General features: G+C 71.7%; 19 protein-coding genes and 2 pseudogenes. 8 read left to right on the top strand and 13 right to left on the bottom strand.

Annotation, left to right across the window (positions count from 1 at the left end):
• Nucleotides 1-9: 9 nt before the first annotated feature.
• On the bottom strand, nt 10-1,920 hold the full coding sequence (locus IE168_RS09775; protein ID WP_189497715.1) for an MFS transporter: 1,911 nt from the start codon (nt 1,918-1,920) through the stop codon (nt 10-12).
• A gap of 129 nt (nt 1,921-2,049) precedes the next feature.
• Here IE168_RS09775 and IE168_RS09780 point away from each other — a divergent pair, with 129 nt between their 5' ends.
• The 3 genes and pseudogenes from IE168_RS09780 to IE168_RS09790 all read left to right on the top strand — a co-directional run bounded on the left by IE168_RS09780 (nt 2,050) and on the right by IE168_RS09790 (nt 4,120).
• Complete coding sequence (locus IE168_RS09780) at nt 2,050-2,679, top strand: LemA family protein (protein WP_189497717.1); 630 nt, start codon at nt 2,050-2,052, stop codon at nt 2,677-2,679.
• Between the two features lie 12 nt (nt 2,680-2,691).
• Nucleotides 2,692-3,620: pseudogene (locus IE168_RS09785) on the top strand (TPM domain-containing protein).
• An 11-nt stretch (nt 3,621-3,631) separates the two neighbouring features.
• Complete coding sequence (locus tag IE168_RS09790) at nt 3,632-4,120, top strand: TPM domain-containing protein (protein ID WP_189497845.1); 489 nt, start codon at nt 3,632-3,634, stop codon at nt 4,118-4,120.
• Nucleotides 4,121-4,141: 21 nt separating this feature from the next.
• Here the strand turns inward: IE168_RS09790 and purD are convergent, their stop codons facing one another.
• From purD to IE168_RS09850, 12 genes and pseudogenes are all read right to left on the bottom strand, one after another.
• Nucleotides 4,142-5,428: a phosphoribosylamine--glycine ligase gene (gene purD, locus IE168_RS09795; RefSeq protein ID WP_189497719.1), complete on the bottom strand. Its 1,287-nt coding sequence runs from the start codon at nt 5,426-5,428 to the stop codon at nt 4,142-4,144.
• Between the two features lie 157 nt (nt 5,429-5,585).
• Nucleotides 5,586-7,169: a bifunctional phosphoribosylaminoimidazolecarboxamide formyltransferase/IMP cyclohydrolase gene (gene purH, locus IE168_RS09800; protein WP_189497721.1), complete on the bottom strand. Its 1,584-nt coding sequence runs from the start codon at nt 7,167-7,169 to the stop codon at nt 5,586-5,588.
• Between the two features lie 69 nt (nt 7,170-7,238).
• Nucleotides 7,239-7,511 carry a DNA-binding transcriptional regulator Fis gene (gene fis / locus IE168_RS09805; RefSeq protein ID WP_189497723.1) on the bottom strand — a complete coding sequence of 91 codons (273 nt, stop codon included), beginning with the start codon at nt 7,509-7,511 and terminating at the stop codon, nt 7,239-7,241.
• 80 nt (nt 7,512-7,591) lie between these two features.
• Nucleotides 7,592-8,758, bottom strand: coding sequence for a DUF3426 domain-containing protein (locus IE168_RS14545; RefSeq protein WP_229823364.1), 1,167 nt, complete (start codon nt 8,756-8,758; stop codon nt 7,592-7,594).
• Between the two features lie 40 nt (nt 8,759-8,798).
• Nucleotides 8,799-9,716 carry a 50S ribosomal protein L11 methyltransferase gene (prmA, locus tag IE168_RS09815; RefSeq protein WP_189497725.1) on the bottom strand — a complete coding sequence of 306 codons (918 nt, stop codon included), beginning with the start codon at nt 9,714-9,716 and terminating at the stop codon, nt 8,799-8,801.
• A gap of 86 nt (nt 9,717-9,802) precedes the next feature.
• On the bottom strand, nt 9,803-11,794 hold the full coding sequence (locus IE168_RS09820; RefSeq protein WP_189497726.1) for a hypothetical protein: 1,992 nt from the start codon (nt 11,792-11,794) through the stop codon (nt 9,803-9,805).
• A 130-nt stretch (nt 11,795-11,924) separates the two neighbouring features.
• The gene (gene accC, locus IE168_RS09825) at nt 11,925-13,292 is read right to left on the bottom strand and encodes an acetyl-CoA carboxylase biotin carboxylase subunit (protein WP_189497728.1); all 1,368 of its coding nucleotides are present in this window, start codon (nt 13,290-13,292) and stop codon (nt 11,925-11,927) included.
• A 10-nt stretch (nt 13,293-13,302) separates the two neighbouring features.
• Nucleotides 13,303-13,782 (bottom strand): acetyl-CoA carboxylase biotin carboxyl carrier protein, encoded by a 480-nt coding sequence (accB, locus tag IE168_RS09830; RefSeq protein WP_189497730.1) that lies wholly within the window; start codon nt 13,780-13,782, stop codon nt 13,303-13,305.
• Nucleotides 13,783-13,837: 55 nt separating this feature from the next.
• The gene (gene aroQ, locus IE168_RS09835; protein ID WP_189497732.1) at nt 13,838-14,284 is read right to left on the bottom strand and encodes a type II 3-dehydroquinate dehydratase; all 447 of its coding nucleotides are present in this window, start codon (nt 14,282-14,284) and stop codon (nt 13,838-13,840) included.
• A 114-nt stretch (nt 14,285-14,398) separates the two neighbouring features.
• Nucleotides 14,399-14,998 carry a TlpA family protein disulfide reductase gene (locus tag IE168_RS09840; protein WP_189497734.1) on the bottom strand — a complete coding sequence of 200 codons (600 nt, stop codon included), beginning with the start codon at nt 14,996-14,998 and terminating at the stop codon, nt 14,399-14,401.
• Complete coding sequence (locus IE168_RS14745) at nt 14,998-17,475, bottom strand: protein-disulfide reductase DsbD family protein (RefSeq protein WP_189497736.1); 2,478 nt, start codon at nt 17,473-17,475, stop codon at nt 14,998-15,000. Before IE168_RS14745 ends, IE168_RS09840 begins: the two co-directional genes overlap by 1 nt.
• A gap of 259 nt (nt 17,476-17,734) precedes the next feature.
• Nucleotides 17,735-19,498: pseudogene (locus tag IE168_RS09850) on the bottom strand (endonuclease); the annotation flags it as partial.
• 154 nt (nt 19,499-19,652) lie between these two features.
• On the opposite strand from IE168_RS09850, the gene IE168_RS09855 reads away from it, so the two are divergent.
• From IE168_RS09855 to IE168_RS09875, 5 genes are all read left to right on the top strand, one after another.
• Nucleotides 19,653-20,153, top strand: coding sequence for a porin family protein (locus tag IE168_RS09855; RefSeq protein WP_229823366.1), 501 nt, complete (start codon nt 19,653-19,655; stop codon nt 20,151-20,153).
• A gap of 225 nt (nt 20,154-20,378) precedes the next feature.
• The gene (gene groES, locus IE168_RS09860) at nt 20,379-20,666 is read left to right on the top strand and encodes a co-chaperone GroES (RefSeq protein WP_132998933.1); all 288 of its coding nucleotides are present in this window, start codon (nt 20,379-20,381) and stop codon (nt 20,664-20,666) included.
• Nucleotides 20,667-20,723: 57 nt separating this feature from the next.
• Nucleotides 20,724-22,364 carry a chaperonin GroEL gene (groL, locus tag IE168_RS09865; protein WP_189497740.1) on the top strand — a complete coding sequence of 547 codons (1,641 nt, stop codon included), beginning with the start codon at nt 20,724-20,726 and terminating at the stop codon, nt 22,362-22,364.
• A 150-nt stretch (nt 22,365-22,514) separates the two neighbouring features.
• The gene (locus IE168_RS09870; protein WP_189497742.1) at nt 22,515-23,429 is read left to right on the top strand and encodes a DUF808 domain-containing protein; all 915 of its coding nucleotides are present in this window, start codon (nt 22,515-22,517) and stop codon (nt 23,427-23,429) included.
• 9 nt (nt 23,430-23,438) lie between these two features.
• Nucleotides 23,439-24,581, top strand: a complete 1,143-nt coding sequence (locus IE168_RS09875) for a UDP-N-acetylglucosamine--N-acetylmuramyl-(pentapeptide) pyrophosphoryl-undecaprenol N-acetylglucosamine transferase (RefSeq protein WP_189497744.1) — start codon at nt 23,439-23,441, stop codon at nt 24,579-24,581.
• Nucleotides 24,582-24,583: the final 2 nt, after the last annotated feature.

Genomic DNA, 24,583 nt, shown 5'->3' on the forward strand with positions numbered 1-24,583 from the left:
GCGCGGTGCTCAGGCGTGCTCGCCGCGCAGGGCACGGACGCGGGCTTCCAGCATCGCGGCGGTGGCGTCGCGGCCCGGCACGGGTGCCTCGGCCATCACCGCCACCGGCGCGCGGAAGCGGCGCGGCACGCGCATCCGCGCCAGGCGCCCGCCCGGGGCCGCGGTGCCTCGGCGGCTCCACATGCTGCTCCACATGTTGCGCAGGGCCATCGGCACCACCGGCACCGGGCGGCGCTCGACGATGCGCTCCACGCCCGACCTGAAGGCCTGGATGTCGCCGTCGGGCGTGAGCCGGCCCTCGGGGAAGATCAGCACCAGCTCGCCGTCGGCCAGGGCCGCATCGATGCTGTCGAAGGCGCGCTGCATCATCGCCGCGTCCTCTTTCGGGCTGGCGATCGGGATCGCGCCGGCGGCGCGGAAGATCCAGCTCATCACCGGGATCTGGAAGATCCGGTAGTACATGACGAAGCGGATCGGCCGCGGCACGCTGGCCGCCAGCACCAGCGCGTCCATGTAACTGACGTGGTTGCAGACCAGCAGCGCCGGGCCCTCGTCGGGCACATGGCGCTCGATGCCGTGCAGCTCCAGCCGATACAGCGTGCGCACCAGCAGCCAGCTGACGAAGCGCATCGCGAACTCGGGCACGATGGTGAAGATCCAGGTCGTGACCAGCAGGTTGGCGATCGCCAGCCCCAGGAAGACCTGCGGGATGCTCCAGCCGAACACCTGCTGCAGCGCCAGCCCGGTCACCGCCGCGGCGACGATGAAGGCCGAGTTCTGGATGTTGAGGCCGGCGAACACGCGCGCCATCTCCTGCTTCGGCGTGCGGCTCTGGATCAGCGCGAACAGCGGCACGATGAACAGCCCGCAGGAGAAACCGATGCCGGTGAGGTCGATGGCGATGCGCCAGCCATGCTCGCCTGCGAGGAAGCCGGCGATGTCCAGCCCGGTCTGCGGTGCCAGCCCGCTGCGTGCGAAGTACAGGTCGAGCATGAAGGCGCTGATGCCGAGCGCGCCCAGCGGCACCAGGCCGATCTCGACCGTGCGCGCGGACAGCTTCTCGCACAGCAGCGAGCCCACGCCGACCCCGACCGAGAACAGCGCCAGCCCGAAGATGTAGAGGCTGGTCGAGCGCTCCGCCGCGCCCAGGTGCAGCTCCGCGTAGTTCGGCAGCTGCGCGGTCAGCACCGTGCCCACGAACCAGAACCAGGACACGCCCAGGATCGCATTGCGCACCGCCGGCGTGCGCCGGGTGAGCTTCCAGATGCGGATCGACTCCGGCACCGGGTTCCAGTTGACCTCCAGCTCCGGCGCGCCGGCGTCGACGCGCGGGATCATGCGCGCGACCAGATTGCCGGCGACCGCCAGCGCCACCACCGAGGCCGCCGCGGCCTCCGGACCCCAGGTGCCGGCGACCTGGAACACCAGCCCGCCATAGATCATTCCGGCCAGGATCGAGAGCGACGTGCCCATCTCCACCAGGCCGTTGCCGCCGGTGAGTTCCTCCGGCTTGAGCACCGCCGGCAGGATCGAATATTTCACCGGCCCGAACAGCGTCGACTGCATGCCGGTCGCGAACAGCGCCACCAGCAGCAGCGGCATGCTCGCGGTGAGGAAGCCGATCGCTGCCAGCGTCATGATCCCGATCTCCATCGTCGTGGTGATCACGATCAGGCGCTGCTTCTCCAGCTTCTCCGCGAACTGCCCCGCGATCGCCGAGAACAGGAAGTAGGGCAGGATGAACAGCGCCGGCGCGAGGTTCGTATAGAGCGTGCGCTGTCCGCTGTCGACGCCCAGGTAGAACAGCAGCCCGATGATGGCCTGGCGGTAGACGTTGTCGTTGAAGGCGCCCAGCGCCTGCACGGCGAAGTAGGGCAGGAAACGCCGCTCGCGCAGCAGCTGGAACTGTGAGTACGCCATGCCGGTCCCCGTGGATGGGTGGGGAGCCTAGCAGACGACCGTGGCCAGGCCCGCGCATGCCCGGCTGCCTTCATTGCGTCTTGCGGCGGCCGGTGCTGGAATGCGCCCTTCCACCCGCCGGAGCCCTTCATGCGCACCCTCATCCTGCTCGTGCTGGCCGCGATGCTCAGCGGCTGCGGCTACAACCAGATCCAGCAGAAGGACGAAGCCGTCAACGCCGGCTGGGCGGAAGTGCTCAACCAGTACAAGCGCCGCGCCGACCTGGTTCCCAACCTCGTCAACACGGTCAAGGGCTACGCGGCGCACGAGCAGCAGGTGCTGACCGCGGTGACCGAGGCCCGCGCGAAGGTCGGCTCGATGGAAGTCGATGCCGGCGATCCCGCCTCGCTCGCGCAGTTCCAGCAGGCGCAGGGCGAGCTGTCGAGCGCGCTGTCGCGGCTGATGGTGGTGGTCGAGAACTACCCCGACCTCAAGGCCGATCGCGCGTTCCTCGACCTGCAGACCCAGCTCGAGGGCACCGAGAACCGGATCGCCGTCGCGCGCGGCCGCTACATCCAGCTGGTGCAGGACTACAACACCTACGTCCGCTCGTTCCCGCAGAACCTGGTGGCAAAGATGTTCGGCTACGGGCCGCGGCCGAACTTCACCGTCGAGAACGAGCGCGCCATCCAGGAGGCGCCGGCGGTCGACTTCGGCGCGCAGGGGGCCGCCGGCACGCAGCCGCCGCAGCCGCAGCCGCAGCCGCAGCCGGCAGGCTGACGACCGGCGGTGATGCTTGCCCGCGTCAGCCTCCGGGGCCGCCGATGGCGGGCGCTTCTGCTCGCGGCCGCCTTCGCCTGCCTGGCCTGCGCCCATGCGTGGGCGCAGCAGCCGCTGGCCGCGATTCCCGCGCTGGATTCGCCGGTGGTCGATACCACCGGCACCCTCGAACCCACGCAGCGCGCGCAGCTCGAACGGCAGGCGCTGGACCTGCAGCGCCGGAAGGGCAGCCAGCTGCAGGTGCTGATCGTCGCCAGCACGCAGCCGGAATCCATCGAGCAGTACGCGCAGCGCGTCTTCGACGCCTGGCGGATCGGACGCGAGGGGGTCGATGACGCGGTCCTCGTGCTGGTCGCCCGCGACGACCGGCGCGTGCGCATCCAGCCCGGCTACGGGCTCGAGGGTGCGATCCCCGACATCACCGCCGGGCGCATCATCCAGGAATACATGGCGCCGAAGTTCCGTGCCGGCGACTACGGCGGCGGCCTGGTGGATGCCACGGCTGTGCTGGTGCGCCTGATCGACGGCGAGCCCCTGCCCGAGCCGATCGCCAGCCATCGCGCCGCCGAGCCGGCCGGCGGCCGTGGTGACTGGCTGGGCGCCCTGTTCGCCGCCTTCGTGGTCGCCACCATCGTGCGCGGGATGTTCGGGCGTGCACCGGGCGCGCTGCGAGGCCTCCCACCGGGGGTGCCGCGGGCGGAGCCGCGTGGCTGGTCTCGGCTGCGCTCGGTCTGGGTGGTGTCGCCGCGGTGCTGGGCTTCCTCTACGGGCTGGCGAAGGCACCCGGCGGCCGCTACGTCCGCCACGGAGGCTGGGGCGGATTCGGAGGCGGCGGATGGGGTGGCGGCGGCTTCGGCGGCGGAGGCGGCGGCTTCGGTGGCGGCGGCTGGTCCGGCGGTGGCGGCATGAGCGGAGGCGGCGGCGCCTCGGGGAGCTGGTGATGGCGGGCGTCGTGCGGCTGCTGCGGCATCTCTTCGCTCCGTCGGCCAGCGGTCTGTTCCCGGCCGATCGACTCCAGCGCATTGCCGGCGCGGTGGCCGCCGGCGAACGGCGCCATCGCGGCGAAGTCTGCTTCGCGGTGGAGCCGGCGCTGCCGGCGTGGCGCGCGCTGCGCGGCCTGGATGTGCGCCAGCGCGCGCGCGAGGTCTTCGCCGAACTGGGCGTGTGGGACACCCATGCCAACAACGGCGTGCTGGTCTACTTGCTGCTGGCCGACCACTGCATCGAGATCGTCGCCGATCGTGGCCTGGATGGGCGGGTGGGCGATCCGGCGTGGGCGGCGGTCTGCCAGCTGATGGAGGCGCACCTGCGCGCGGGTGATCCGGAAGGCGCCGCGGTGGCCGGCGTCGAGGCGGTCTCCGACCTGCTGGCGCGCCACTTCCCGCAGGCCCCCGGGGACCAGGACGAGAACGAGCTGCCCGACCTCCCGCAGCTGCTCTGAGCGCCGCGGCTGACGCCGGCGTCAGCCGCGCTCGCGCGCGATCGCGCGCCAGCCGATGTCGTGGCGGTGGAACTCGCCCGGCCAGGAAATGCCCGCGACCGCGGCATAGGCCCGCTGCTGTGCCCCGGCCACGCTGTCCCCCAGCGCGCAGACGCACAGGACGCGGCCGCCGGCGGTGACAGCGTGCTCGCCCTCGATGCGGGTGCCGGCGTGGAAGACCTTCGTGTCCGCGAGGTCGGGCACGTCCATGCTGTTGATCGCGTCGCCGATGCGCGGCGTCGCCGGATAGCCTTCCGCCGCCATCACCACGCCCAGCGCCGGGCGGGAATCCCAGGCGGCCTCGGCGGCGTCCAGCGTACCGTCGATGCCGGCCTCGACCAGCGTCGCGAAGTCCGAGCGCAGGCGCATCATGATCGGCTGCGTCTCGGGATCGCCGAAGCGCACGTTGAACTCGATCACCTTCGGCGCGCCGTCGGCGCCGATCATGAGCCCGGCATAGAGGAAACCGGTGAACGGCGCGCCGTCGGCGGCCATCCCGGCTACGGTGGGCTCGATCACCTCGTGCATGATCCGCGCGTGCACCGCGGGCGTGACCACGGGCGCCGGCGAGTACGCGCCCATGCCGCCGGTGTTGGGACCGGTGTCGCCGTCGCCGACGCGCTTGTGGTCCTGGCTGGTGGCCATCGGCAGCGCGGTGCGGCCGTCGACCATGGCGATGAAGCTGGCTTCCTCGCCGTCGAGGAACTCCTCGATCACCACGCGTGCGCCGGCCTCGCCGAAGGCGTTGCCACCGAGCATATCGCGCACCGCGGCTTCCGCTTCGTCCAGCGTCGCCGCCACGATCACGCCCTTGCCCGCGGCCAGGCCGTCGGCCTTGACCACGATCGGCGCGCCCTTTGCGCGCAGGTGCGCGAGCGCGGCATCGATCTCGGTGAACACCGCGTAATGCGCGGTCGGGATGCCGTGGCGGGCGAGGAAGTCCTTGGCGAAGGCCTTGCTGCCTTCCAGCTGCGCGGCCGCGGCATTGGGCCCGAAGATGCGCAGGCCTTCGGCCTGGAAGCGGTCGACCACGCCGGCCACCAGCGGGCCTTCGGGGCCGACCACGGTGAAGTCCACGCCCTCGTCGCGGGCCAGGGCGACCAGCGCGTCGATGTCGGCGGCCGCCACCGCGACGTTGCGGCAGCCTGCCTCCCGCGCGGTGCCGGCATTGCCCGGCGCCACCAGCACCTCGTCCACGCGCGGCGACTGCGCCAGCTTCCACGCCAGCGCGTGCTCGCGTCCCCCGGAACCAATCACAAGCACTTTCATGACCTGTCAACCTGCCATATCGGATCGTCGGAAGAGCATAGCCCCCTGAGTCAGGGGGCGATTCGCGCCGAAGGCGCGAATGGGGGTGTGGCAGCGCAGGGCGGGGCCCGAAGTTCGCGCAGCGAACTTTGGGATTGATGCCCGGCACAGCCGGGAATCAATGCCGGAAGTGGCGAACGCCGGTGAACACCATCGCGATGTCGTGCTCGTCGGCCGCCGCGATCACCTCGGCGTCGCGCATCGAGCCGCCGGGCTGGATCACCGCGCGGATGCCGGCCTCGCCGGCCGCGTCCAGGCCGTCGCGGAAGGGGAAGAAGGCGTCCGACGCCATCACCGAACCCGGCACCACCAGCCCCGCGTCGCTGGCCTTGATGCCGGCGATGCGCGCGGAATAGACGCGGCTCATCTGCCCCGCACCGACGCCGATGGTCGCTTCGTCCTTCGCATACACGATGGCGTTGGACTTGACGAACTTCGCCACCCGCCAGGCGAACAGCAGGTCGCGCAGCTCGGCCTCGCTCGGCGCGCGCTTCGACACCTGCTTCAGCTCGCCCACGCTCATGCCGCGGTTGTCGGACGACTGCAGCAGCAGTCCCGAGCCGATGCGCTTGCTGTCGTAGTTGTTCATGCCGTCGCCGTGCGGGATGCGCAGCACGCGCACGTTGGCCTTCTTCGCGCAGTAGTCCAGCGACGCGGGCTCGTAGTCCGGCGCGATCAGCACTTCGACGAACTGGCGGTCGAGGATCGCCTTCGCGGTGGCCGCGTCGAGCGTGGTGTTGAACGCGAGGATGCCGCCGAAGGCCGAGGTCGGGTCGGTGGCGTAGGCGCGTTCGTAGGCCTCGCCGCAGCCGGCCGCGGTGGCCACGCCGCAGGGATTGGCGTGCTTGACGATCACGCAGGCCGGCGCGTCGAACTGGCGCACGCATTCCCAGGCCGCGTCGGCATCGGCGAGGTTGTTGTAGCTCAGTTCCTTGCCCTGCAGCTGGGTGAAGGTCGCCAGCGTCCCGGGCACCGGATACAGGTCGCGGTAGAAGGCGCCAGACTGGTGCGGATTCTCGCCGTAGCGCAGGTCCATCACCTTCACGAAGGTGGTGCTCATCTGCGCCGGGAACTCGGCGCGCGCCGGCACCTCAGCCGTCGCGTCGGTGATGGCCGACAGATAGTTGCCGATGGCCGCGTCGTACTGGGCCACGCGGTTGAACGCGGCCACCGAGAGCGCGAAGCGGGTCTTCGCCGACAGCGTGCCCTCGTTCGCTTCAAGCTCTTCGACGATGCCGGCGTACTGCGCCGGGTCGGTCGCCACCGCCACGCGCGCGAAGTTCTTCGCCGCCGAGCGCAGCATCGCCGGGCCGCCGATGTCGATGTTCTCGACCGCATCCGCCAGCGTGCAGTCCGCCTTCGCGGTCACCGACTCGAAGGGGTAGAGGTTCAGCACCAGCAGGTCGATGGCGTCGATGCCGTGCTCGGCCATCACCGCCTCGTCGATGCCGGCACGGCCGAGCAGGCCGCCATGCACAACCGGATGCAGGGTCTTGACCCGGCCGTCCATCATTTCCGGGAAGCCGGTCGCCTCCGACACGTCGCGCACGGCCAGGCCGGCCTCGCGCAGGGCACGGGCGGTGCCGCCGGTGGACAGGAGTTCGACGCCGCGCGCCGCGAGGGCCTGGGCGAGTTCAACCAGCCCGGTCTTGTCGGACACGGACAGCAGGGCCCGGCGCAGGGGCAGGCGATCGGTGGTCATTGCGTGGGGAGGCAGCGGGAGACCCCGTGATTATACGGCCGCGCCCCGCCGGGACCGGCCGCGCAGGGCTCAGACGATCCCGTAATCGCGCAGCTTGCGGCGCAGGGTGGCGCGGTGGATGCCGAGCATGGTCGCGGCGCGGCTCTGGTTGCCCTCGCAGTGGTTGAGCACTTCCACGAACAGCGGGATCTCCAGCTCGCGCAGCGCGATCCCGTACAGGTTCTCGGCGTCGCAGCCGTCGAGGTCGCGGATGTAGCGGCGCACGGCGGTGGCCACGTGCTCGCGCAGCGGCGCCCGATGCGTGCCGCGCGGCTGCGGCTCGTTGCTGTCGGCGGCGTTCAATCGGACCCCTGGACCTGCTCGCGCCTCGCGCGCGACGGGTATCGAGTCTAGCGCGCCCACCGCATCGCTGCCATTGCGCGTCAGCGGAAATCGAAGGCGAATCCGACGGCGCCGGGGCCGGGCTCGAGCACGTCCATGCGGATCACCGCGCCCGCGCCGCTGTCGAGCAGCGCGGACGGCGGCTCGGCGCCCAGGTATTCGGCGGGGCGGAATGCGCGCGCGCCCAGCGGCCGGCCGTCGATGTCCGACAGCGTCAGCACCACGTCGGGCCAGGCCTGGGCCCAGGCGGCGTCGTTGCGGAAGCTCGCGGTGATGCGCAGCGCGCCCGCGGTGCCGGGATGCGGGCGCACGTCGCGCTCGAGCAGCACGAAGGCGGAGGGTTCGCGCCATGGCGGCAGGCTGCAGCGCAGCAGGCTGCAGGCGCCGGCGACCACCGGGCGCCAGGCGGGATTGGCGGCCAGGCGCGCGCGGTCGGCCAGCAGCCACTGCAGGCCGAGCAGCAGCGCGAGCCCGGCGATGGCCGCCGGCAGCAGCCAGCGTCGGCCCGCGGGGGCGTCCGGCGCCGACGCGACGCGGGTGCGCGCGAAGCTCGGCGTGGCGCGGCGCGGACGCGGTGCCGGTGGCGGGGCGGAACGTGGCGGTTCGGTCGCGGCTGCGGCTGTGGCCGAGGCTGCGAGTGCAGGTGCAGGTGCAGGTGCAGGTGCCGGTGCCGGTGCCGGTGCGGGTGCGGGTGCGGGTGCGGGTGCGGGTGCATCATCTGACGCAGACGCAGACGCAGACGCAGACGCAGACGCAGACGCAGACGCAGACGCAGACGCAGGCATGGCGTTGACGGCGTCCGGCTGGGCGGGGGCGGCGTGCTCGACGTCGATTGGAGCGAGTCCGCCCGTGCCGGCCGACGGAGCGCGCCCTTCCGGGGCCGGGGCCGGGGCCGGAACACGCGCCGGTTCCCCGCCGCTGGCCGGCTCCGCAGCGTCCTGCAGGAGGTTGGCGATGGACATGGCCGGCTGCGCCGCGCGGTCTCTGGCCGGGTCCGCCGCGCCGCCGCCCTCGGTCGCGTCATCGAGGTTGCCGAAGGCCTCGGCCATGGCCGCCGCCACGCCGCTGCGGGCATCGTCGACGGGCGCGGGCGCCGCGTCCGGCATGTCGTGCAGCACCGCGGCGCAGCGCGGGCAGCGCTCCGGCGGCCGGTCGGTGACGGGATCGGTGGCGACCAGTCCCCGGCAGAACGGGCAGTTGACGAACATGGCGGCTATTCAAGCACGCGCCACGCCAGCCCGGCAGCCGTCAGCCGCGCCGGATGCCGTCAATGCGAACCCAGTCACCCTCGACCTCGACCCGGAGCTGGTCGAACCACGCGCCGTAGCGCGCCAGCAGCGGCGGCTGCTGGCCGTCGAGGATGCCCGACAGCGCCAGCCGCCCGCCGGGCGCCACGCGCGCGGCGATCGTGTCCGCCAGCGCGTCGAGCGCCGAGGCCAGGATGTTGGCGACCACCACCGGCCAGGTGCCTGCGGGGGCGTCGTCGGGCGCGTGCACGGCCAGGCGGTCGGCGACGCCGTTGCGCTCCGCGTTGTCGGCGGTGGCCTGCAGCGCCTGCGGGTCGTTGTCGATGCCGGTCGCATGGGCGGCGCCCAGCTTCAGCGCCGCCAGCGCGAGGATGCCGCTGCCGCAGCCGAAGTCGAGCATGCGTGCGCCGTCGAGCAGGCCTTCCCCGGCCAGGCCATCGAGCCAGCGCAGGCACAGCGCGGTGGTCGGATGGGTGCCCGAACCGAAGGCCAGTCCCGGATCGAGGCGGACAACGGCGGCGCCGGCACCGGCCTCGTCGGGGAGTTCGCGGTTCCAAGGCACGATCCAGGTGCGCTCGCCGAAGCGCAGCGGCACGTACTGGTCCATCCACGCCCGCTCCCAGTCCTGGTCCTCGACGTTGCGGAAGGACACGCGGCCCCAGTCCAGGCCAGGGTCGAAGCCTTCCAGCGCGGCGAGCAGCAGCAGGGCGTCGGCGTCGTGCGCGAACAGCGCGCTCAGGGTGATAGAGGCCCAGAGCGGGGTCTCGCCCACGCCGGGCTCCAGAATCGCGTCCTCGTTGCGGGTGCCGGCGTCCGCGTCGAGCATGGTCACCGCCAGCGCGCCGACGTCGTCGAGGGCGTTCTCGTAGCGGGGCTGCTCGGATTCGCTGCAGTGCAGGGTGAGTTCGAGGAAGGGCATCGCGCGTGGGGCCGGTCGGAAACAGGCCTGCATGGTACCGGCCCCGCTCGGAGCCGGCCCGGGATGTCCCGGGCCGGCGGGTTGGATCAGAGGCCCGGGACCAGCGTGGCCACCTCGTAGGCGGCGCCACGGCCGGCACCGTCGGCGCGGAGCACCGCAGTGCCCGCCACCGGCGCCTTCGTGGAGTGCACCGTGAACGAGTACAGCTCGCCCCAGCCCAGCGAACGGCCGCTGCTGCCGGCCGCCCACTCGACGCTGTCCGCGCCGACCGTGAAGTCCCAGTCGTTGCCGGCGTCGAGGTCGCCGTCGCGGACCCGGGTCGAGGTGATGCTGGCGCCCGATCCGGTCTCCAGCGCGAAGGCGTCGAAGCCCTGCGTGGACGTGATCCGCAGGTTGGGCGTGTTGCCTTCGGTCTCCGCGAACGCGAACTCGAAGTTCATCAGCGCGTAGTGGTACTCCCAGCCGCCGGTGCGCAGGCGCTTGGCCTTCACCGCCAGCTTGGCGCGGGCATCACCGGCCACCAGTTCGCTGATCTTCCGGCGCTCCTTGTCCGGGTTCATGTGCGGGTTGCGCGGGTTGAACGGCACGGGCGCGGCGCCGAACCAGCGGTCGATGGCCGAGCCCAGGCGCTCGGCGCTGGAGGCGATGTTCCAGGTGCTGCCGGTCCAGCCCGGCGTCGTCACCCGGGTCGACATCGAGTTGTAGATGTTGATGTCGTAGCGGGCCAGGTACCAGGACTCGAACAGGAAGGTGGCGCCGGGATTGGCGGTCGGCGAGACCTGGGACTCGTTCACCAGCATGCGGTAGGTGTAGCTGTCGCCGGGCGAGTTGTTCATCACGCCGTCGCAGTTGGGGTCGAACACCGAGCCGCAGCGGCCCCACAGGCCGGCGGCCGGCAGGATCTCGTCGCGCGAGGTCATGCCCTGGGTGTAGTCGTTGTTGCCGACGGAGTAGGTGTCGGTGCAGCCGCGGCCCAGCGCATGGCCGTGGTGGTCGCCGCTGTCCAGGCAGCTGCCGTTGGTGGTCAGGTAGGCGTGCTTCACGCCGGAGCGCCCGATCTGCTCGAGGCTGCCGTCCGGATTGGTCCGGTACATGTTCCAGATCAGGTACGGGTGCTGGTCGTTGTTGTACGGCGGCGAGGGCGAGGTGAACTTCTGGTACCACGGGATGCTGGCCGTCCACATCGCCGTGCTGGTGCCGAGCGGGTCGCCGGGCACGGTGGCGTTGATGCTGCCCTCGTTGACGTTGTTCTTCAGCGTGGCCGACGGCGTGATCACCATCGTGCCGCTGCCGCTGTTGCCCGTGCAGCCCTGGCAGCGCGAGAACTGCGTGAACGTGCTCAGCATGAAGATGTCGTTCTCGTAGGTGCCGCCGTTGGGCGCCGGGTCTCCATGCCAGGTGATCTGGTTGGCCTGCGGCTGCAGGTCGCCGCTGCCGCGCACCTGCACCGGTGCGTCGAGCTGCAGCTCGGCGATCGCCATGCCGGCCGCGTGCGGCGCGCCCAGGCGCCGCGCCAGGCGTTCGCTGATGCGGATGTCGGAGGAGCCGATGGTCAGCGACGGCGGATCGTCGAGCAGCTCGTGCATGACGTGGTCGACATGGAACCAGGCCACGCCCTGCGCGTCGACGAGGTCGAACTCGGGCTCCATGCCGGGCTTCACGGCGCGCGGCACCATGCGGAAGCCGTCGAGGTCGATGCTGCCGTCCTTGAGCCCGATCACGTAGCCGCCGCGGGCCTGCAGCGCGCCGCCAGCCATTTCGCGGGCGTAGCCGTTGGTCACCAGGAACTGCAGCCGCCGGCCGTCCTGGAGCGAGAAGCGCTCCGAGCCGTCGGAGGCGCGCTGGCCGTGGACCGAGCCGGGTGCGATGCGCATGCCGAGGTCGCCGGCGAGGTCACGGTTCCAGCGGATGCCGATGTCGCCGCCGCCGGCGCTCCATGGCCGTTCGGCGCCGGCCGCGGCCGCGCCCTTGGGCGCCGGTGCCGCGGTGCGCGGCTGTGCGAAGCTGATCCCGGCCGCAGCCGTGACGAGAAGGCCGCCCACTACGACGGTCGCGAGCCTGTTCCTGCGATAACGCATCGATCCTCTCTCCCATGGTCGTTGGTGCCGGCCCCCGTGCCCGGCGAGTCCCGAGCATATGCGAGTGCCGGGCGGCGACCATGGTGCGTTGCCGCATGGTCGCCGCCGACGGGAGCGGGCGGCAGGCCCGTCAGAGGAGCGAGAGCGATTTCTCCCTGCGTTCGGCCAGGCGCTTCTCCAGGTAGTGGATGTTGCGCCCGCCTTCCTCGAAGCCGGTGTCGGCAAGGATGCGCTGCTGCAGCGGGATGTTGGTGCGGATGCCGTCGATCACCATCTCGCTCAGGGCCACCCGCATGCGGCAGATCGCCTGTTCGCGGTCGGCGCCGTGGACGATCAGCTTGCCGATCATCGAGTCGTAGTTGGCCGGCACCGTGTAGCCCTCGTAGACATGGCTGTCCACGCGCACGCCCGGCCCGCCCGGGGCGTGGAAGTGCTGGATGCGGCCGGGGCAGGGCAGGAAGCTGTCCGGGTCCTCGGCGTTGATGCGGCACTCGATCGCATGGCCGCGCAGCACCACGTCCTCCTGCCGGATCGACAGCGGGCGCCCGGCGGCGATCATCAGCTGCTCGCGTATCAGGTCGATGCCGGTGACCATCTCGGTGACCGGGTGCTCGACCTGGATGCGGGTGTTCATCTCGATGAAGTAGAAGCGGCCGTCCTCGAACAGGAACTCGAAGGTGCCGGCGCCGCGGTAGCCGATGCGCAGGCAGGCCTCGACGCACACCCGGCCGATCTCCTCGCGCATCTCCGGGGTGATGCCCGGTGCCGGGGCCTCCTCGACCACCTTCTGGTGGCGGCGCTGCATCGAGCAGTCGCGCTCGCCCAGGTGGATGGCGTGGCCCTGGCCGTCGGCCAGCACCTGGATCTCCACGTGGCGCGGGTTCTCCAGGAACTTCTCCATGTAGACCATGTCGTTGCCGAAGGCCGCCTTGGCCTCCTGCTTGGTGGTCGCGATGGCGTTCACCAGCGCGGCCTCGGTCTGGACCACGCGCATGCCGCGGCCGCCGCCGCCGCCGGAGGCCTTCACGATGACGGGATAGCCGATCTCGCGCGCGATGCGCACGTTCTCGGCCGGGTCGTCGCCCAGCGGGCCGCCGGAGCCGGGCACGCAGGGCACGCCGGCCTCCTTCATCGCGCGGATCGCCTCGACCTTGTCGCCCATCATGCGGATGGTGTCGGCCTTGGGGCCGATGAAGACGAAGCCCGACTGCTCGACGCGCTCGGCGAAGTCGGCGTTCTCGGCCAGGAAGCCGTAGCCGGGGTGGATCGCCTGGGCGTCGGTGACCTCGGCGGCGGCGATGATGCTGGCCATGTCGAGGTAGCTCTGCGGCGACGGCGCAGGGCCGATGCACACCGACTCGTCGGCCATGGCCACGTGCTTGAGGTTGCGGTCGACCGTGGAGTGCACGGCCACCGTGCGGATGCCCAGCGCGTGGCAGGCGCGCAGGATGCGCAGCGCGATCTCGCCGCGGTTGGCGATGACGACCTTGTCCAGCATCGCCGCCGCCTCAGCCGATCACGAACAGCGGCTGGTCGAACTCGACCGGCTGTCCGCTCTCGCCGACGATCGCCAGCACGGTGCCGCCGACGTCGGCCTCGATCGGGTTGAACATCTTCATGGCCTCGACGATGGCCAGCGTGTCGCCGGCGTTGACGGCCTGACCCACGGTGACGAAAGGCGGCTTGTCCGGCGCCGGCGAGGCATAGAACGTGCCCACCATCGGCGAGCGCACGACGTGGCCGTCGGGCAGCGCGGGGCCGGTCGGCTCCGCCGGGCGCGCACCGCCGGTGGCGGCCTGCACCGGGGACTGCATCGGCATGACCGGCTCGGCAGCGGCCGCGTACTGCGGCGCCGGCTGCGCGGGGACGAACGCACCGCGCGGCGTGCGCGCCAAGCGGACGGACTCCTCGCCTTCCTTGATCTCGATCTCGGCGAGGTTGGAGTCCTCGAGCAGGTCGATCAGCTTCTTGATTTTTCTCAGGTCCATGCGGGCCTCTCGGGTAGTGCCGGGCGCGCGCGCCGGCGAGGGAAACGGGGTGGGGTCAGGACGCCGGCGCGAGGCGGGCCAGGGCGGCGTCCAGGGCAAGCGAATAGCTGGTGGCGCCGAAGCCCGCGACGATGCCGACGGCCAGGTCGCTGAAGTAGCTCTGCTGGCGGAAGGGTTCGCGGGCGTGCGGGTTGGACAGGTGCACCTCGATGAAGGGAATCGCGACCGCGGCCAGGGCGTCGCGCAGGGCCACCGAGGTGTGGGTGAATGCGGCCGGGTTGAACAGGATGAAGCGGGTGCCGTCGCCGGCCGCGGCCTGGATCCGCTCGACCAGGACGTGTTCGGCATTGGACTGCAGGCGTTCGAAGGCCAGGCCCGCGGCCTCGGTCCGTGCGCGCAGCGCGGCGTCGATCGAGGCCAGGGTGTCGCGGCCGTAGATCTCCGGCTCGCGGCTGCCGAGCAGGTTGAGGTTGGGGCCGTGGAGGACGAGGATCCGGTCCATTCGAAGCGGCGTGGCGGCCTGCGGAAAAACGGCGGCCAGTCTGCGCCAAGCGGCCGATGCTGTCCAGATCGCCGAAGTTTTGCGACAAAGCGCCGTTTTAAGCGCTTGTTTGAATCAGTCCTCGAGCCGCACCCAGTCGTCGAGCTCGCCGTGCACGAAGGGGCCGATCCGCTGCTTCAGCAGGCGGCCGTCGGCCGACACCAGCGCGGTATAGGGCAGCACGCCGCGCGGATTGCCGAGCTGGACGCCGGCATCGCGCGGCCCGGGCGCGTCGATCAGGATCGGATAGCGCACCGGGATGCGCCCCAGGAAGTCCGCCACCGCGGCCGGGTCGTCGAGCGCGATGCCCACCACCTGGACGCCGTTGTAGCCCTGTTCGGCGGCGTAGCGGTCGAGCTCAGGCATTTCCTCGATGCAGGGCCCGCACCAGCTGGCCCAGACGTTGACCACCAGCGGCCGGCCGTCGAAGTCTTCGGGCAGGGTGCGCGGCGTGCCGGCGAGGTCGGGCAGGGTGATCGTCGGCACCGGCCCGCCGCGCTTCGCCACCGCCAGCCCCTCGGGCGCCGGCGGCGCCACCGCTTCCATCGCCTGCTGCACCGCGCGCTGCCCCAGCTCGGTGCGCAGCAGCGGACCCGGGCCGTTCACGGCCAGCCCGGCGACCACGCCCAGCACGCCCGCGACCAGGGCCACCAGCAGGATGGTGCGCGTGCCCATCAGCGCGCCGCCCGCTCGAGCGCGGCGACCGCGGTGTCGCGGTCGAGCACCGCCGGCAGCACCTCGCCCTCGCCGCCGCCGCGCGGATAGACGACGTAGAGCGGCACGCCGACGGCCCGGTGGCGTTCGAGGAAGGCGCTGATCTCCGGATCGACGTTGGTCCAGTCGCCGACCATGTAGGTGGCGCCGGTGCGTGCGAGGGCGTCGCGGAAGGCCTCGCTGGACAGGGTGGTGCGCTCGTTGGCCTTGCAGGTCACGCACCAGTCGGCGGTCATGTTGACGAAGACCGGGGTGCCGGCGGCGCGCAGCGCCTGCAGCCCGTCGGCCGAATACGGGACGCTGCCGCCCTCGGCGGCGACCGCGGTGTCCGCCGGCGCCGGGAGCCGGCCCACCAGCCAGGCCGAGGACAGTGCGACGGCCAGCAGCGCGACCGCCGGCAGCCGCTGCAGCCAGCCGCCGCGCATGCGCGCGCGCTCCAGCCACCACAGGGCGAGTGCCATCACCGTCGCGCCCGCGGCCACCAGGGCCATCGCGTCGACGCCGCGCTGGCGGCCCAGGACCCAGGCCAGCCAGATCGCGGTCAGGTACATCGGGAAGGCCAGCACCTGCTTCAGCGTGTCCATCCACGCGCCGGGCCGCGGCAGCCGGTCGGCCAGCGCCGGCACGAAGCCGACCAGCAGGAAGGGCAGGGCCAGGCCGACGCCCAGCGCCAGGAACACCAGCACGGCCACCGCCGCCGGCGCGGTGAAGGCGTATGCCAGCGCGCCGCCCATGAAGGGCGCGATGCAGGGGCTGGCCACGACGCAGGCCAGCACGCCGGTGAAGAAGTCGCCGACCGGGCCGGTGCGCGCGGCGAGTCCCTGGCCCAGGTTGGCGCTGCCGCCGACGCTGAACACGCCCGACAGGCTGAGGCCGACCGCGGCCATGAGCAGCGCCATCGCGGCGACGAAGCCCGGCTGCTGCAGCTGGAAGCCCCAGCCCATGGCCTGGCCGGCCGCGCGCAGCCCCAGCACCGCCAGGCCGACCACGGCGAACGCGGTGAGCACGCCCGCCGTGTACCAGAGCGCGTGGCGGCGAGCCCGGGCGCGGTCGCCGCCGCCCTGGGCCAGGCCGAGCACCTTCAGCGACAGGATCGGCAGCACGCAGGGCATGACGTTCAGCAGCACGCCGCCGGCCAGCGCCAGCAGCAGGGCGAGCGCGAGGCCGCCGCGGCCAGCGGCGGGCGGCGTGCTGCGCGCGGCGTTGTCGGCGGTGGCGTCCGCGCCGGCATCGCGCGCGGACGCGCCGCCGCCGGGTGCCTTCACGCCGGGGGCGGCCCCGACGTCCGCGATGTCGTTGCCGGCGGCCGCGCCGTCCACCGTGTCCGTTGCATCGTCCGGCGTCGCGGCGGCCGGGTCCGCAGCGAAAGTGCCGGCCTGCGCGCCAGGGGTGGACGCCGCAGCTGCCGAACCCGCCGCGTCCGCCGCGCCGGTCCCAGCCACCGCGTCCGCTCCGTCCGGCGCGGACGCCGAAGCCGGCGCCGTCACCGTGCCCGCCGGCAGCGAGAGGCGGACCTTGCGCGTCATCGGCGGGTAGCAGATGCCGTTGGCCTGGCAGCCCTGGAAGGTGGCGGTGAGGGTCGCCTGGCGCGGCTCGGCGTGGCTGCGCACCAGGGGTAGCGGCAGGTCGAGCTGGTCGAAGTAGACGACCGTGTCACCAAAGTATTCGTCGCGATGCTGCACGCCGCGCGGCCAGCGCGGCGTGCCGGCGCGGATGCCGTCGGCGTCCAGCTGGAAGCGGCTCTGGTCGCGGTAGATGTAATAGCCCGGCGCCGGCGTGAGGCGGACCAGGATCGCGTCGCCACCGTCGGCGATGGCCTCGAAGGTGAAGGCCTGGTCTTCGGGCAGCGGCATCGCGCCGGCCGCGCCGGGGAGCGCCAGCGGCCGCGGGCCGGCGCCCAGCGACTGGCCGAGCGCGGAGAAGCCTGCGTCGGGCTGGCCGTTGCCGGCGCTGTTCCGCGCGGCTGCCGCCGGCAGCGCCACGCTGATCGTGCGGGTCTGCGGCGGATAGCAGATGCCGATGTCGGCGCAGCCCTGGTAGCGCACCTTCAGCTGCGTGCGGGGGGCGGTGGCGGTGCCGGGCAGGCTGGCCTGGACGTGGCCGCGGTAGGTTTCGACCTCGCCGAAGAATTCGTCGGTGTGGCGCTTGCCCGCAGGCAGCTGCAGGCCGCCGGGCGCGGCGCGGAAGCCGTCGTCCAGGGGCTCGGCGCCCATCCGGTGGCGATACAGGTAGTAGCCGTCGGCGATCGCCCAGTCGAGCTCGATGCGGTCCGCCGAAGTGGCTTCGGCGCGCAGCACGAAGGCCTCGTCCACCGGCAGCAGGTCGTCCATGTCGATGGCGCGGGCCGCCGGGGACGCCAGCAGCGCGCCGGCGATCGCGGACAGGCCGGCCAGGCGGATGAGGAGGGAGCCGCGACGGACGATGGACTGCAGGTTCAAGGCGATGCCATGCGGGGCAGGGGCCGACTAGGGTAGCCGAGCGGGTCGGTGCGGCGCCGGCGCGAGCGGTGGACGCATCGTTGCGCCGGAACGGAAAAGGGCGCCGGTTTCCCGGCGCCCTTCCCCTGGCTACGGCCTGTCGCGGTCAGCGCAGGCGGCTGGCCCGGCTGACGGTGGTGGCCGCCGGCTTCGGTGCGGGTGCCGTCACGCGCTCGCCCAGGTTGCGCAGCCTCGGGTTGCGCGGCGGGTTGGGCTCCGGCGTCGCCAGCTCGCAGGTCGCCGGCGTGGTCGAGGTGAACAGCGCCACGCTGCCCCATTCCGGATGATCGATGAACGGGTTGCGGTTGCCCTGGTGGGCGAAGATCACCTCGTTGCGCGCGCGCTCGGCGTCATCCGGCGGGTCGGCCAGGTGCCATTCGATCAGCGTGGACAGCAGGCCCATGTAGGCCGGGGCGTCGAGCGAGCTGGTGCTGACGATCAGGCTGCGGTTGTCGGTGAGTTCCAGGTCGGGCTCGCGCTGGCCGGTGGTCGGATGCTGGCCGCCCTCGTAGCGGATGGCCATGTACATCACCGCGCGGGCCATGTCGCCCTTGCGCGCGCCCCAGACTTCGAATGAACCGGTGTTGCCGTTGCTGCCCTGCACCCAGTTCGAGTTGCCCGGGTACACGCCGGTACCGCCGCCACGGCCGTTGTTGGCCTCGGTCGGGCGCTCGCCGCAGCCCGCGCCGCAGTTGGCGAAGGGCATGTTGCCGCGGTTGGAGTTGTAGACCTCGTCGCTCAGGTAGAGCATGTGGGTGTCGGTGTAGGGCGCGTTCGGCAGGCCATCCCGGCTGTTGCTCGGGAAGCCCAGCGAGTTCGGCCAGGTGTGCTCGCGGTTGTACTTGTTGCTGCCGCCGGAGCCGGCGCGGTCCTGGCCCTTGGTGTAGCTGCGGTTGCGGTAGACGTCGAGGATCTTGCCGTCGTCGTTCGGGTCTTCGTCGGCGATCTCGAGGATGGTCCAGGTGTTGGTGCCGCCGCCGCTGTACGGATAGGCGACGTGGCCGCGGATGGTCTCGTGCAGCGAGCAGCGCAGCTGGCCGGGGCTCGAGGTGTTGACGCGGCCGTAGTAGCCGCCGCTGCCGGTGCCGCGGTCGGCGGACTTCACGCGGAAGGCGACGGTGGTGTCGGATTCGGGCGCGGTGTCGTCCAGGTCGGCGATCAGGCCGGCGTCGATGTGCAGCGAACAGGCCTGGCCCGGAACCAGCGGGCGCGACGGGGTCAGGGTGAAGCTGGTCGCCTGCCCGACGTGGTCGAGCCGCGTGGTGCGGCGGCGGCCCACGCCATCGCAGCTGAGGCTGAAGGCTCCCGGCTGCACGACCACCGGCTCGCTGAAGGTGACGGTCATGTCGGCCGCGTACGGGAAGTCGCTCGAGCCGTCGGCGGGGAAGGTGTCGACCACGCGGGGCGCGGCGTTGCCGGGCTCGCCGAAGGACTGGCCGTTGTTGCAGGTGCCGAAGGTCTGGGCGGCCGATTCGGCCCACGAGAAGTCGGCGGCGACGTTGCCGGTGCCGGTGAGCTGCAGCGAGGTGCCGATCGGGGCCGTGTTGGCCTCGGCGACGCCGATGTCCACGCTGGTCATCCCGGCCGCGGGGCCGTTGCTCGCGGTGAACGTGCCCTCGTAGCTGAGGAACTGCAGCACGTTGCCCTGCGGGTCCACCAGCGCGACGCCGTCGGGCGAGCCGTTCTGCAGGCCGTCCAGCGGATAGTTGACGGTCGCGAAGCGGACCTGTCCGCCGCACGTCGCCAGGTTGCCGGCCGGCAGGATGTCGGTGCCGTAGCTGCCGCCGCCGTTGCCGTTGTAGCGGACCAGCTGGTAGCCGGCCAGGCTTTCCCCGGCGCTGCCCACGACTTCGATCGCCTCGCCTGCGTCCGTGCCGGCGTTGTCGTAGTGGATCTCGTTGATGAAGACCTCGGCCTGGGCCGGGAACGTCGCCGCGACCGCAAGTGCGATCGCGCAGAACAAAGTGGAACGCTTGCCGCGCATTCGGTGCCTCTCCCCATGGTGGACCGCGCAATCTACCTCCCCTTCATGACGGTTGTCGCGCAGGGACACACCTTTCCGCGTGCCTGCACGCCGGCGCGACGGGCGGGCCGTATTCTTGCCGGCTTCTCCCTCCCCACTCATCGCAGGCTCTTCCATGCAGGTTTCCCACCGCTCCGCGCTGCGCGCCGGGCTGGTGGCGCTGGTGCTGGCTTCGGTGCCGCTGGCGGCTTCGGCCGGCAGCGACATCGAGCTGGCGATCGGCGCCTCCACCACGACCGACCGGGAGTTCACCCGTACGGGTTCGATCGCCTGGGTGCCGGCGCTGCGCCAGCTCGACAACGCCGTGCTGCGCGCCCAGACCGGCCTGATCTACGTTGACGGACGCCGCCCCGTCGCCGACCGGGACCTGGAGGACGATGTCTGGGTCGGCTACGTCGGCCTGCGCTACGAGCGCACCGACAACGGCCTGGCGCTGGGTGCCGCGATCGGTGCCCAGTCGGGCGAGACCGACGCGCTCTCCGGCGATCCGCAGTTCATCACCTCGGTCGGCTGGCGCTGGGACCGGTTCTCGCTGTCCATCCGCCACATCTCCAACGCCAGCCTGCACAGCCCCAACGACGGCGAGACCGCCCTGGTCGGCGCCTGGCGCTTCTGATCGGCCGGCGCCCCCCGCGCGCCGGCCGACGGGGCGGCCCGCAGACGGGCGACATGATTTATCCCGCCCCCCCTTGAACCGCGTCGGCGGCCCCCCATCTTGCGGGCATCCCGGCGCTGCCGGGTTCTCGCGGCGCGTCCTCTGGCACTCGGCCCTGCCGATTGCCAGAATGCGCGACCGATTGACCGTCGACCCCCGTAAATTCAATCACTTGTGAGGATCGCAATGAACCTGAAGCCGCTCTACGACCGCGTGGTCGTCAAGCCGATCGAAGCCGAGCAGATGTCCGCCGGCGGCATCGTCATCCCCGACAACGCCAAGGAAAAGCCCACCCAGGGCGAGGTCGTTGCCGTGGGCGAGGGCAAGGCCCTGGACAACGGCAGCCTGCGCGCGCCGAAGGTCAAGGTCGGCGACAAGGTCATCTACGGCCAGTACTCGGGCTCGGCGTACAAGCACGAAGGCACCGAATACAAGATCGTGCGCGAGGACGACATCCTCGCCATCGTCGGCTGAGCGCGCCCCGAAGGGCATCAAATCCCCATTCCCTGATCCACATTCGAGGTAACACATATGTCCGCGAAGGAAATCCGCTTCGGTGAGGACGCGCGCGCCAAGATGGTGCGCGGCGTCAACGTGCTCGCCAACGCCGTCAAGGCGACCCTGGGCCCGAAGGGCCGCAACGTCGTGCTCGACAAGAGCTTCGGCTCGCCCACCATCACCAAGGACGGCGTGTCCGTCGCCAAGGAAATCGAGCTGCAGGACAAGTTCGAGAACATGGGCGCGCAGATGGTGAAGGAGGTCGCCTCCAAGACCTCCGACAACGCCGGCGACGGCACCACCACCGCCACCGTGCTGGCCCAGGCCTTCATCCGCGAGGGCATGAAGGCGGTCGCCGCCGGCATGAACCCGATGGACCTCAAGCGCGGCATCGACCAGGCCGTGACCGCGGCCGTGGCCGAGCTGAAGAACATCTCGAAGCCGTCGTCGACCTCGAAGGAAATCGCCCAGGTCGGCACCATCTCCGCCAACTCCGACGCCAACATCGGCGACCTGATCGCCCAGGCGATGGACAAGGTCGGCAAGGAAGGCGTGATCACGGTCGAGGAAGGTTCGGGCCTGGAGAACGAACTCGACGTCGTCGAGGGCATGCAGTTCGACCGCGGCTACCTGTCGCCGTACTTCATCAACAACCAGCAGTCGATGTCGGCCGAGCTGGATGATCCCTTCATCCTGCTGCACGACAAGAAGATCTCGAACGTGCGCGACCTGCTGCCCGTCCTCGAGGGCGTGGCCAAGGCCGGCAAGCCGCTGCTGATCATCGCCGAGGAAGTCGAGGGCGAAGCCCTGGCGACGCTGGTGGTGAACACCATCCGCGGCATCGTGAAGGTCTGCGCGGTGAAGGCCCCGGGCTTCGGCGACCGCCGCAAGGCGATGCTGGAGGACATGGCGATCCTGACCGGCGGCACCGTGATTTCCGAGGAAGTCGGCCTGTCGCTCGAGAAGGCGACCATCAACGACCTCGGCCGCGCGAAGAAGGTGCAGGTCTCCAAGGAGAACACCACCATCATCGACGGCGCCGGCGAGACCTCCGGCATCGAAGGCCGCATCAAGCAGATCAAGGCGCAGATCGAAGAGACCTCTTCGGACTACGACCGCGAGAAGCTGCAGGAGCGCGTGGCCAAGCTGGCCGGCGGCGTGGCGGTGATCAAGGTCGGTGCTTCGACCGAGATCGAGATGAAGGAAAAGAAGGCCCGCGTCGAAGACGCCCTGCACGCCACGCGCGCAGCCGTCGAAGAGGGCGTGGTCCCGGGCGGCGGCGTCGCGCTGCTGCGCGCCAAGGCCGCGGTCGAGAGCCTGAAGGGTGCCAACGAAGACCAGAACCACGGCATCCAGATCGCCCTGCGCGCGATGGAAGCGCCGCTGCGCGAGATCGTGACCAACGCCGGCGAAGAGCCGTCGGTCATCGTCAACAAGGTCAAGGACGGCCAGGGCAACTTCGGCTACAACGCTGCCAACGGCGAGTTCGGCGACATGATCGAGTTCGGCATCCTGGACCCGACCAAGGTCACCCGCACCGCGCTGCAGAACGCGGCGTCGATCGCCGGCCTGATGATCACCACCGAGGCGATGGTGGCGGAGCTGCCGAAGAAGGAAGAGCCGGCGATGCCGGGCGGCGGCGGCATGGGCGGCATGGGCGGCATGGATTTCTGATCCAGCGCGCCCGCGTCACTGCGACATGGAGGACCCCGCTTCGGCGGGGTCCTTTTTTTGGGGGGGGCGAACGTCCGTGACGGGGGCGTATCGCCCGATTCCGGAGGCGATGCGACAATCCGCGGCTCCTGACCGAATCGACCCACACCCATGGCCGGCGCCTCCCTGCTTACCCTCCTCGACGACATCGCGGCCCTGCTCGACGACGTCTCGATCCTGACCAAGGTCGCCGCCAAGAAGACCGCCGGCGTGATCGGCGACGACCTGGCGCTCAACGCGCAGCAGGTCGCCGGGGTCAAGGCGGCGCGCGAGCTGCCCGTCGTCTGGGGGGTCTTCAAGGGCTCGCTGGTCAACAAGCTGATCCTGGTGCCGGCGGCGCTGCTGATCAGCTGGCTGGCGCCGATGCTGGTGGTCCCGCTGATGATGGTCGGCGGCGCCTACCTCTGCTACGAAGGCTTCGAGAAGGTGGTGGAGAGGCTGTTCCACCGCCACGAGAAGCCGGACCCCGAGGCGCGGGCGAGGGCCGTGCTGGCCTCGGGAGAAACGCCCGCCGAGCTCGAGAAGAAGAAGATCAAGGGCGCGGTGCGCACCGACTTCATCCTGTCCGCGGAGATCATCGTGCTCTCGCTGGCCGTGGTCGCCGGCGAGCCGCTGCTGACGCGCGCGACCTCGCTCGCGGTGATCGCGCTCGGCGTCACCATCGTCATCTACGGCGTGGTCGCGGCGATCGTGAAGATGGACGACGCCGGGCTGTGGCTGGACAAGCGGCCCGGCACGGTCGTCCCGGCGATCGGGCGCGCACTGCTGTATGCCGCGCCGTGGCTGATGAAGGCGCTGGGCATCATCGGCACGATCGCGATGTTCCTGGTCGGCGGCGGCATCTTCGTCCACAACATCGATGCCCTGCACCACCTGCTCGAGACGATGCAGGGCTGGGGCCTGCCGGCGTTCGCCGCCGACACATTGAGCAGCCTCGTGGTCGGCGTGATCGTCGGCGCGATCGTGGCGGGTGCGGTGACGCTGTTCAACCGCGTGCGCGGCAAGTCGCCCGCCGCGGCGCACTGAGGTCGGAGCATGAGGGTCGAGGACGCGGGCGCGCGGCGCGCCACGGTCGGGCTGGCCGCCGGCGGCACCGGGGGGCATCTGTTCCCCGCCGAAGCGCTGGCGCGCGAACTGCAGGCGCGTGGCCACGGCGTGGTGCTCTACACCGAGGCGCGCGGTGCACGCTTCACCCGGGCGCTGGAAGGGATCCCGCACCGCGTGCTGCCCGCGCGCAGCCTGGCCGGCGGCCCCGCGGGCAAGCTCGCGGCCGCGGCGGTGATCGCGCGCGCGGTGCTGGCTGCGCGCGCGGACATGAAGCGGCGCGGCGTGGCGCTGATCGCGGGCTTCGGCGGCTATCCCAGCTTCGCGCCGGCGCTTGCCGGCCGCAGCCTCGGGCTGCCGTTGCTGCTGCACGAGCAGGGCTCGCGCCTGAGCATGGCCAACCGCCAGCTGCTGCGCTTCGCCGACCGCGTGGCGACGTCGTTCGCCGGCACCGGCGGGGCCGACGCCGATGCGCGCGGCCGCTTTGTCGAAACCGGCAATCCCGTGCGCGCGAGCATCCTCGAGGCCGCCAGCGCGCCGTACCCGTCGCTCGACGCCGCTGCGCCCCTGCGCCTGCTCGTGGTCGGCGGCAGCCAGGGCGCCGCGGTGTTCGGCCGCGTCGTGCCGCCGGCGCTCGAGGCGCTGCCCGCCGAGCTGCGCGCGCGGATCCGGCTGTCGCTCCAGTACCGCGGCGACGATGCCGACGCCGTCGCCGCCGGCCTGCGCGCGGCCGGCATCGAGGTCGAGCTGCGGCCCTTCTTCGACGACATGGCCGCGCGCCTGCGCGATGCGCACCTGGTCATCACCCGCGCCGGCGCGACCACCATCGCCGACCTGCTGGTGGTGGGGCGGCCGGCGATCGTGGTGCCGATCCCCCAGGGTGGTTCGCGCGAGGAGCAGCGCGGCAATGCCGAGGCGCTGGAGCGCCTCGGTGCCGGCTGGTGCATGCGCGAGGACGATGGCGGCTTCACCGCGTCCGCGCTGGCGGACCGGCTGCGGGTGCTGGCGGCGGATCCCTCGATCCTGACCGGCGCGGCGGCGGCCGCCGCCCGGCTCGGACGCCCCGACGCGGCCGCGCGCCTGGCCGACGAGGTCGAGGCGATGCTGGCGGCCCGCGCCAGCGGGGCGGGCTGAAC

This window comes from Luteimonas padinae (assembly GCF_014652935.1).
In the GTDB taxonomy this organism is placed as follows: Bacteria; Pseudomonadota; Gammaproteobacteria; order Xanthomonadales; family Xanthomonadaceae; genus Luteimonas; species Luteimonas padinae.

Coding starts and splice junctions, on each gene's coding strand:
- IE168_RS09775 (WP_189497715.1), bottom strand. CDS start 1,920: ATGGCGTACTCACAGTTCCAGCTGCTGCGCGAGCGGCGTTTCCTGCCC.
- IE168_RS09780 (WP_189497717.1), top strand. CDS start 2,050: ATGCGCACCCTCATCCTGCTCGTGCTGGCCGCGATGCTCAGCGGCTGC.
- purD (WP_189497719.1), bottom strand. CDS start 5,428: ATGAAAGTGCTTGTGATTGGTTCCGGGGGACGCGAGCACGCGCTGGCG.
- purH (WP_189497721.1), bottom strand. CDS start 7,169: ATGACCACCGATCGCCTGCCCCTGCGCCGGGCCCTGCTGTCCGTGTCC.
- IE168_RS14545 (WP_229823364.1), bottom strand. CDS start 8,758: ATGTTCGTCAACTGCCCGTTCTGCCGGGGACTGGTCGCCACCGATCCC.
- prmA (WP_189497725.1), bottom strand. CDS start 9,716: ATGCCCTTCCTCGAACTCACCCTGCACTGCAGCGAATCCGAGCAGCCC.
- IE168_RS09820 (WP_189497726.1), bottom strand. CDS start 11,794: ATGCGTTATCGCAGGAACAGGCTCGCGACCGTCGTAGTGGGCGGCCTT.
- accC (WP_189497728.1), bottom strand. CDS start 13,292: ATGCTGGACAAGGTCGTCATCGCCAACCGCGGCGAGATCGCGCTGCGC.
- accB (WP_189497730.1), bottom strand. CDS start 13,782: ATGGACCTGAGAAAAATCAAGAAGCTGATCGACCTGCTCGAGGACTCC.
- aroQ (WP_189497732.1), bottom strand. CDS start 14,284: ATGGACCGGATCCTCGTCCTCCACGGCCCCAACCTCAACCTGCTCGGC.
- IE168_RS09840 (WP_189497734.1), bottom strand. CDS start 14,998: ATGGGCACGCGCACCATCCTGCTGGTGGCCCTGGTCGCGGGCGTGCTG.
- IE168_RS09855 (WP_229823366.1), top strand. CDS start 19,653: ATGCAGGTTTCCCACCGCTCCGCGCTGCGCGCCGGGCTGGTGGCGCTG.
- groES (WP_132998933.1), top strand. CDS start 20,379: ATGAACCTGAAGCCGCTCTACGACCGCGTGGTCGTCAAGCCGATCGAA.
- groL (WP_189497740.1), top strand. CDS start 20,724: ATGTCCGCGAAGGAAATCCGCTTCGGTGAGGACGCGCGCGCCAAGATG.
- IE168_RS09870 (WP_189497742.1), top strand. CDS start 22,515: ATGGCCGGCGCCTCCCTGCTTACCCTCCTCGACGACATCGCGGCCCTG.
- IE168_RS09875 (WP_189497744.1), top strand. CDS start 23,439: ATGAGGGTCGAGGACGCGGGCGCGCGGCGCGCCACGGTCGGGCTGGCC.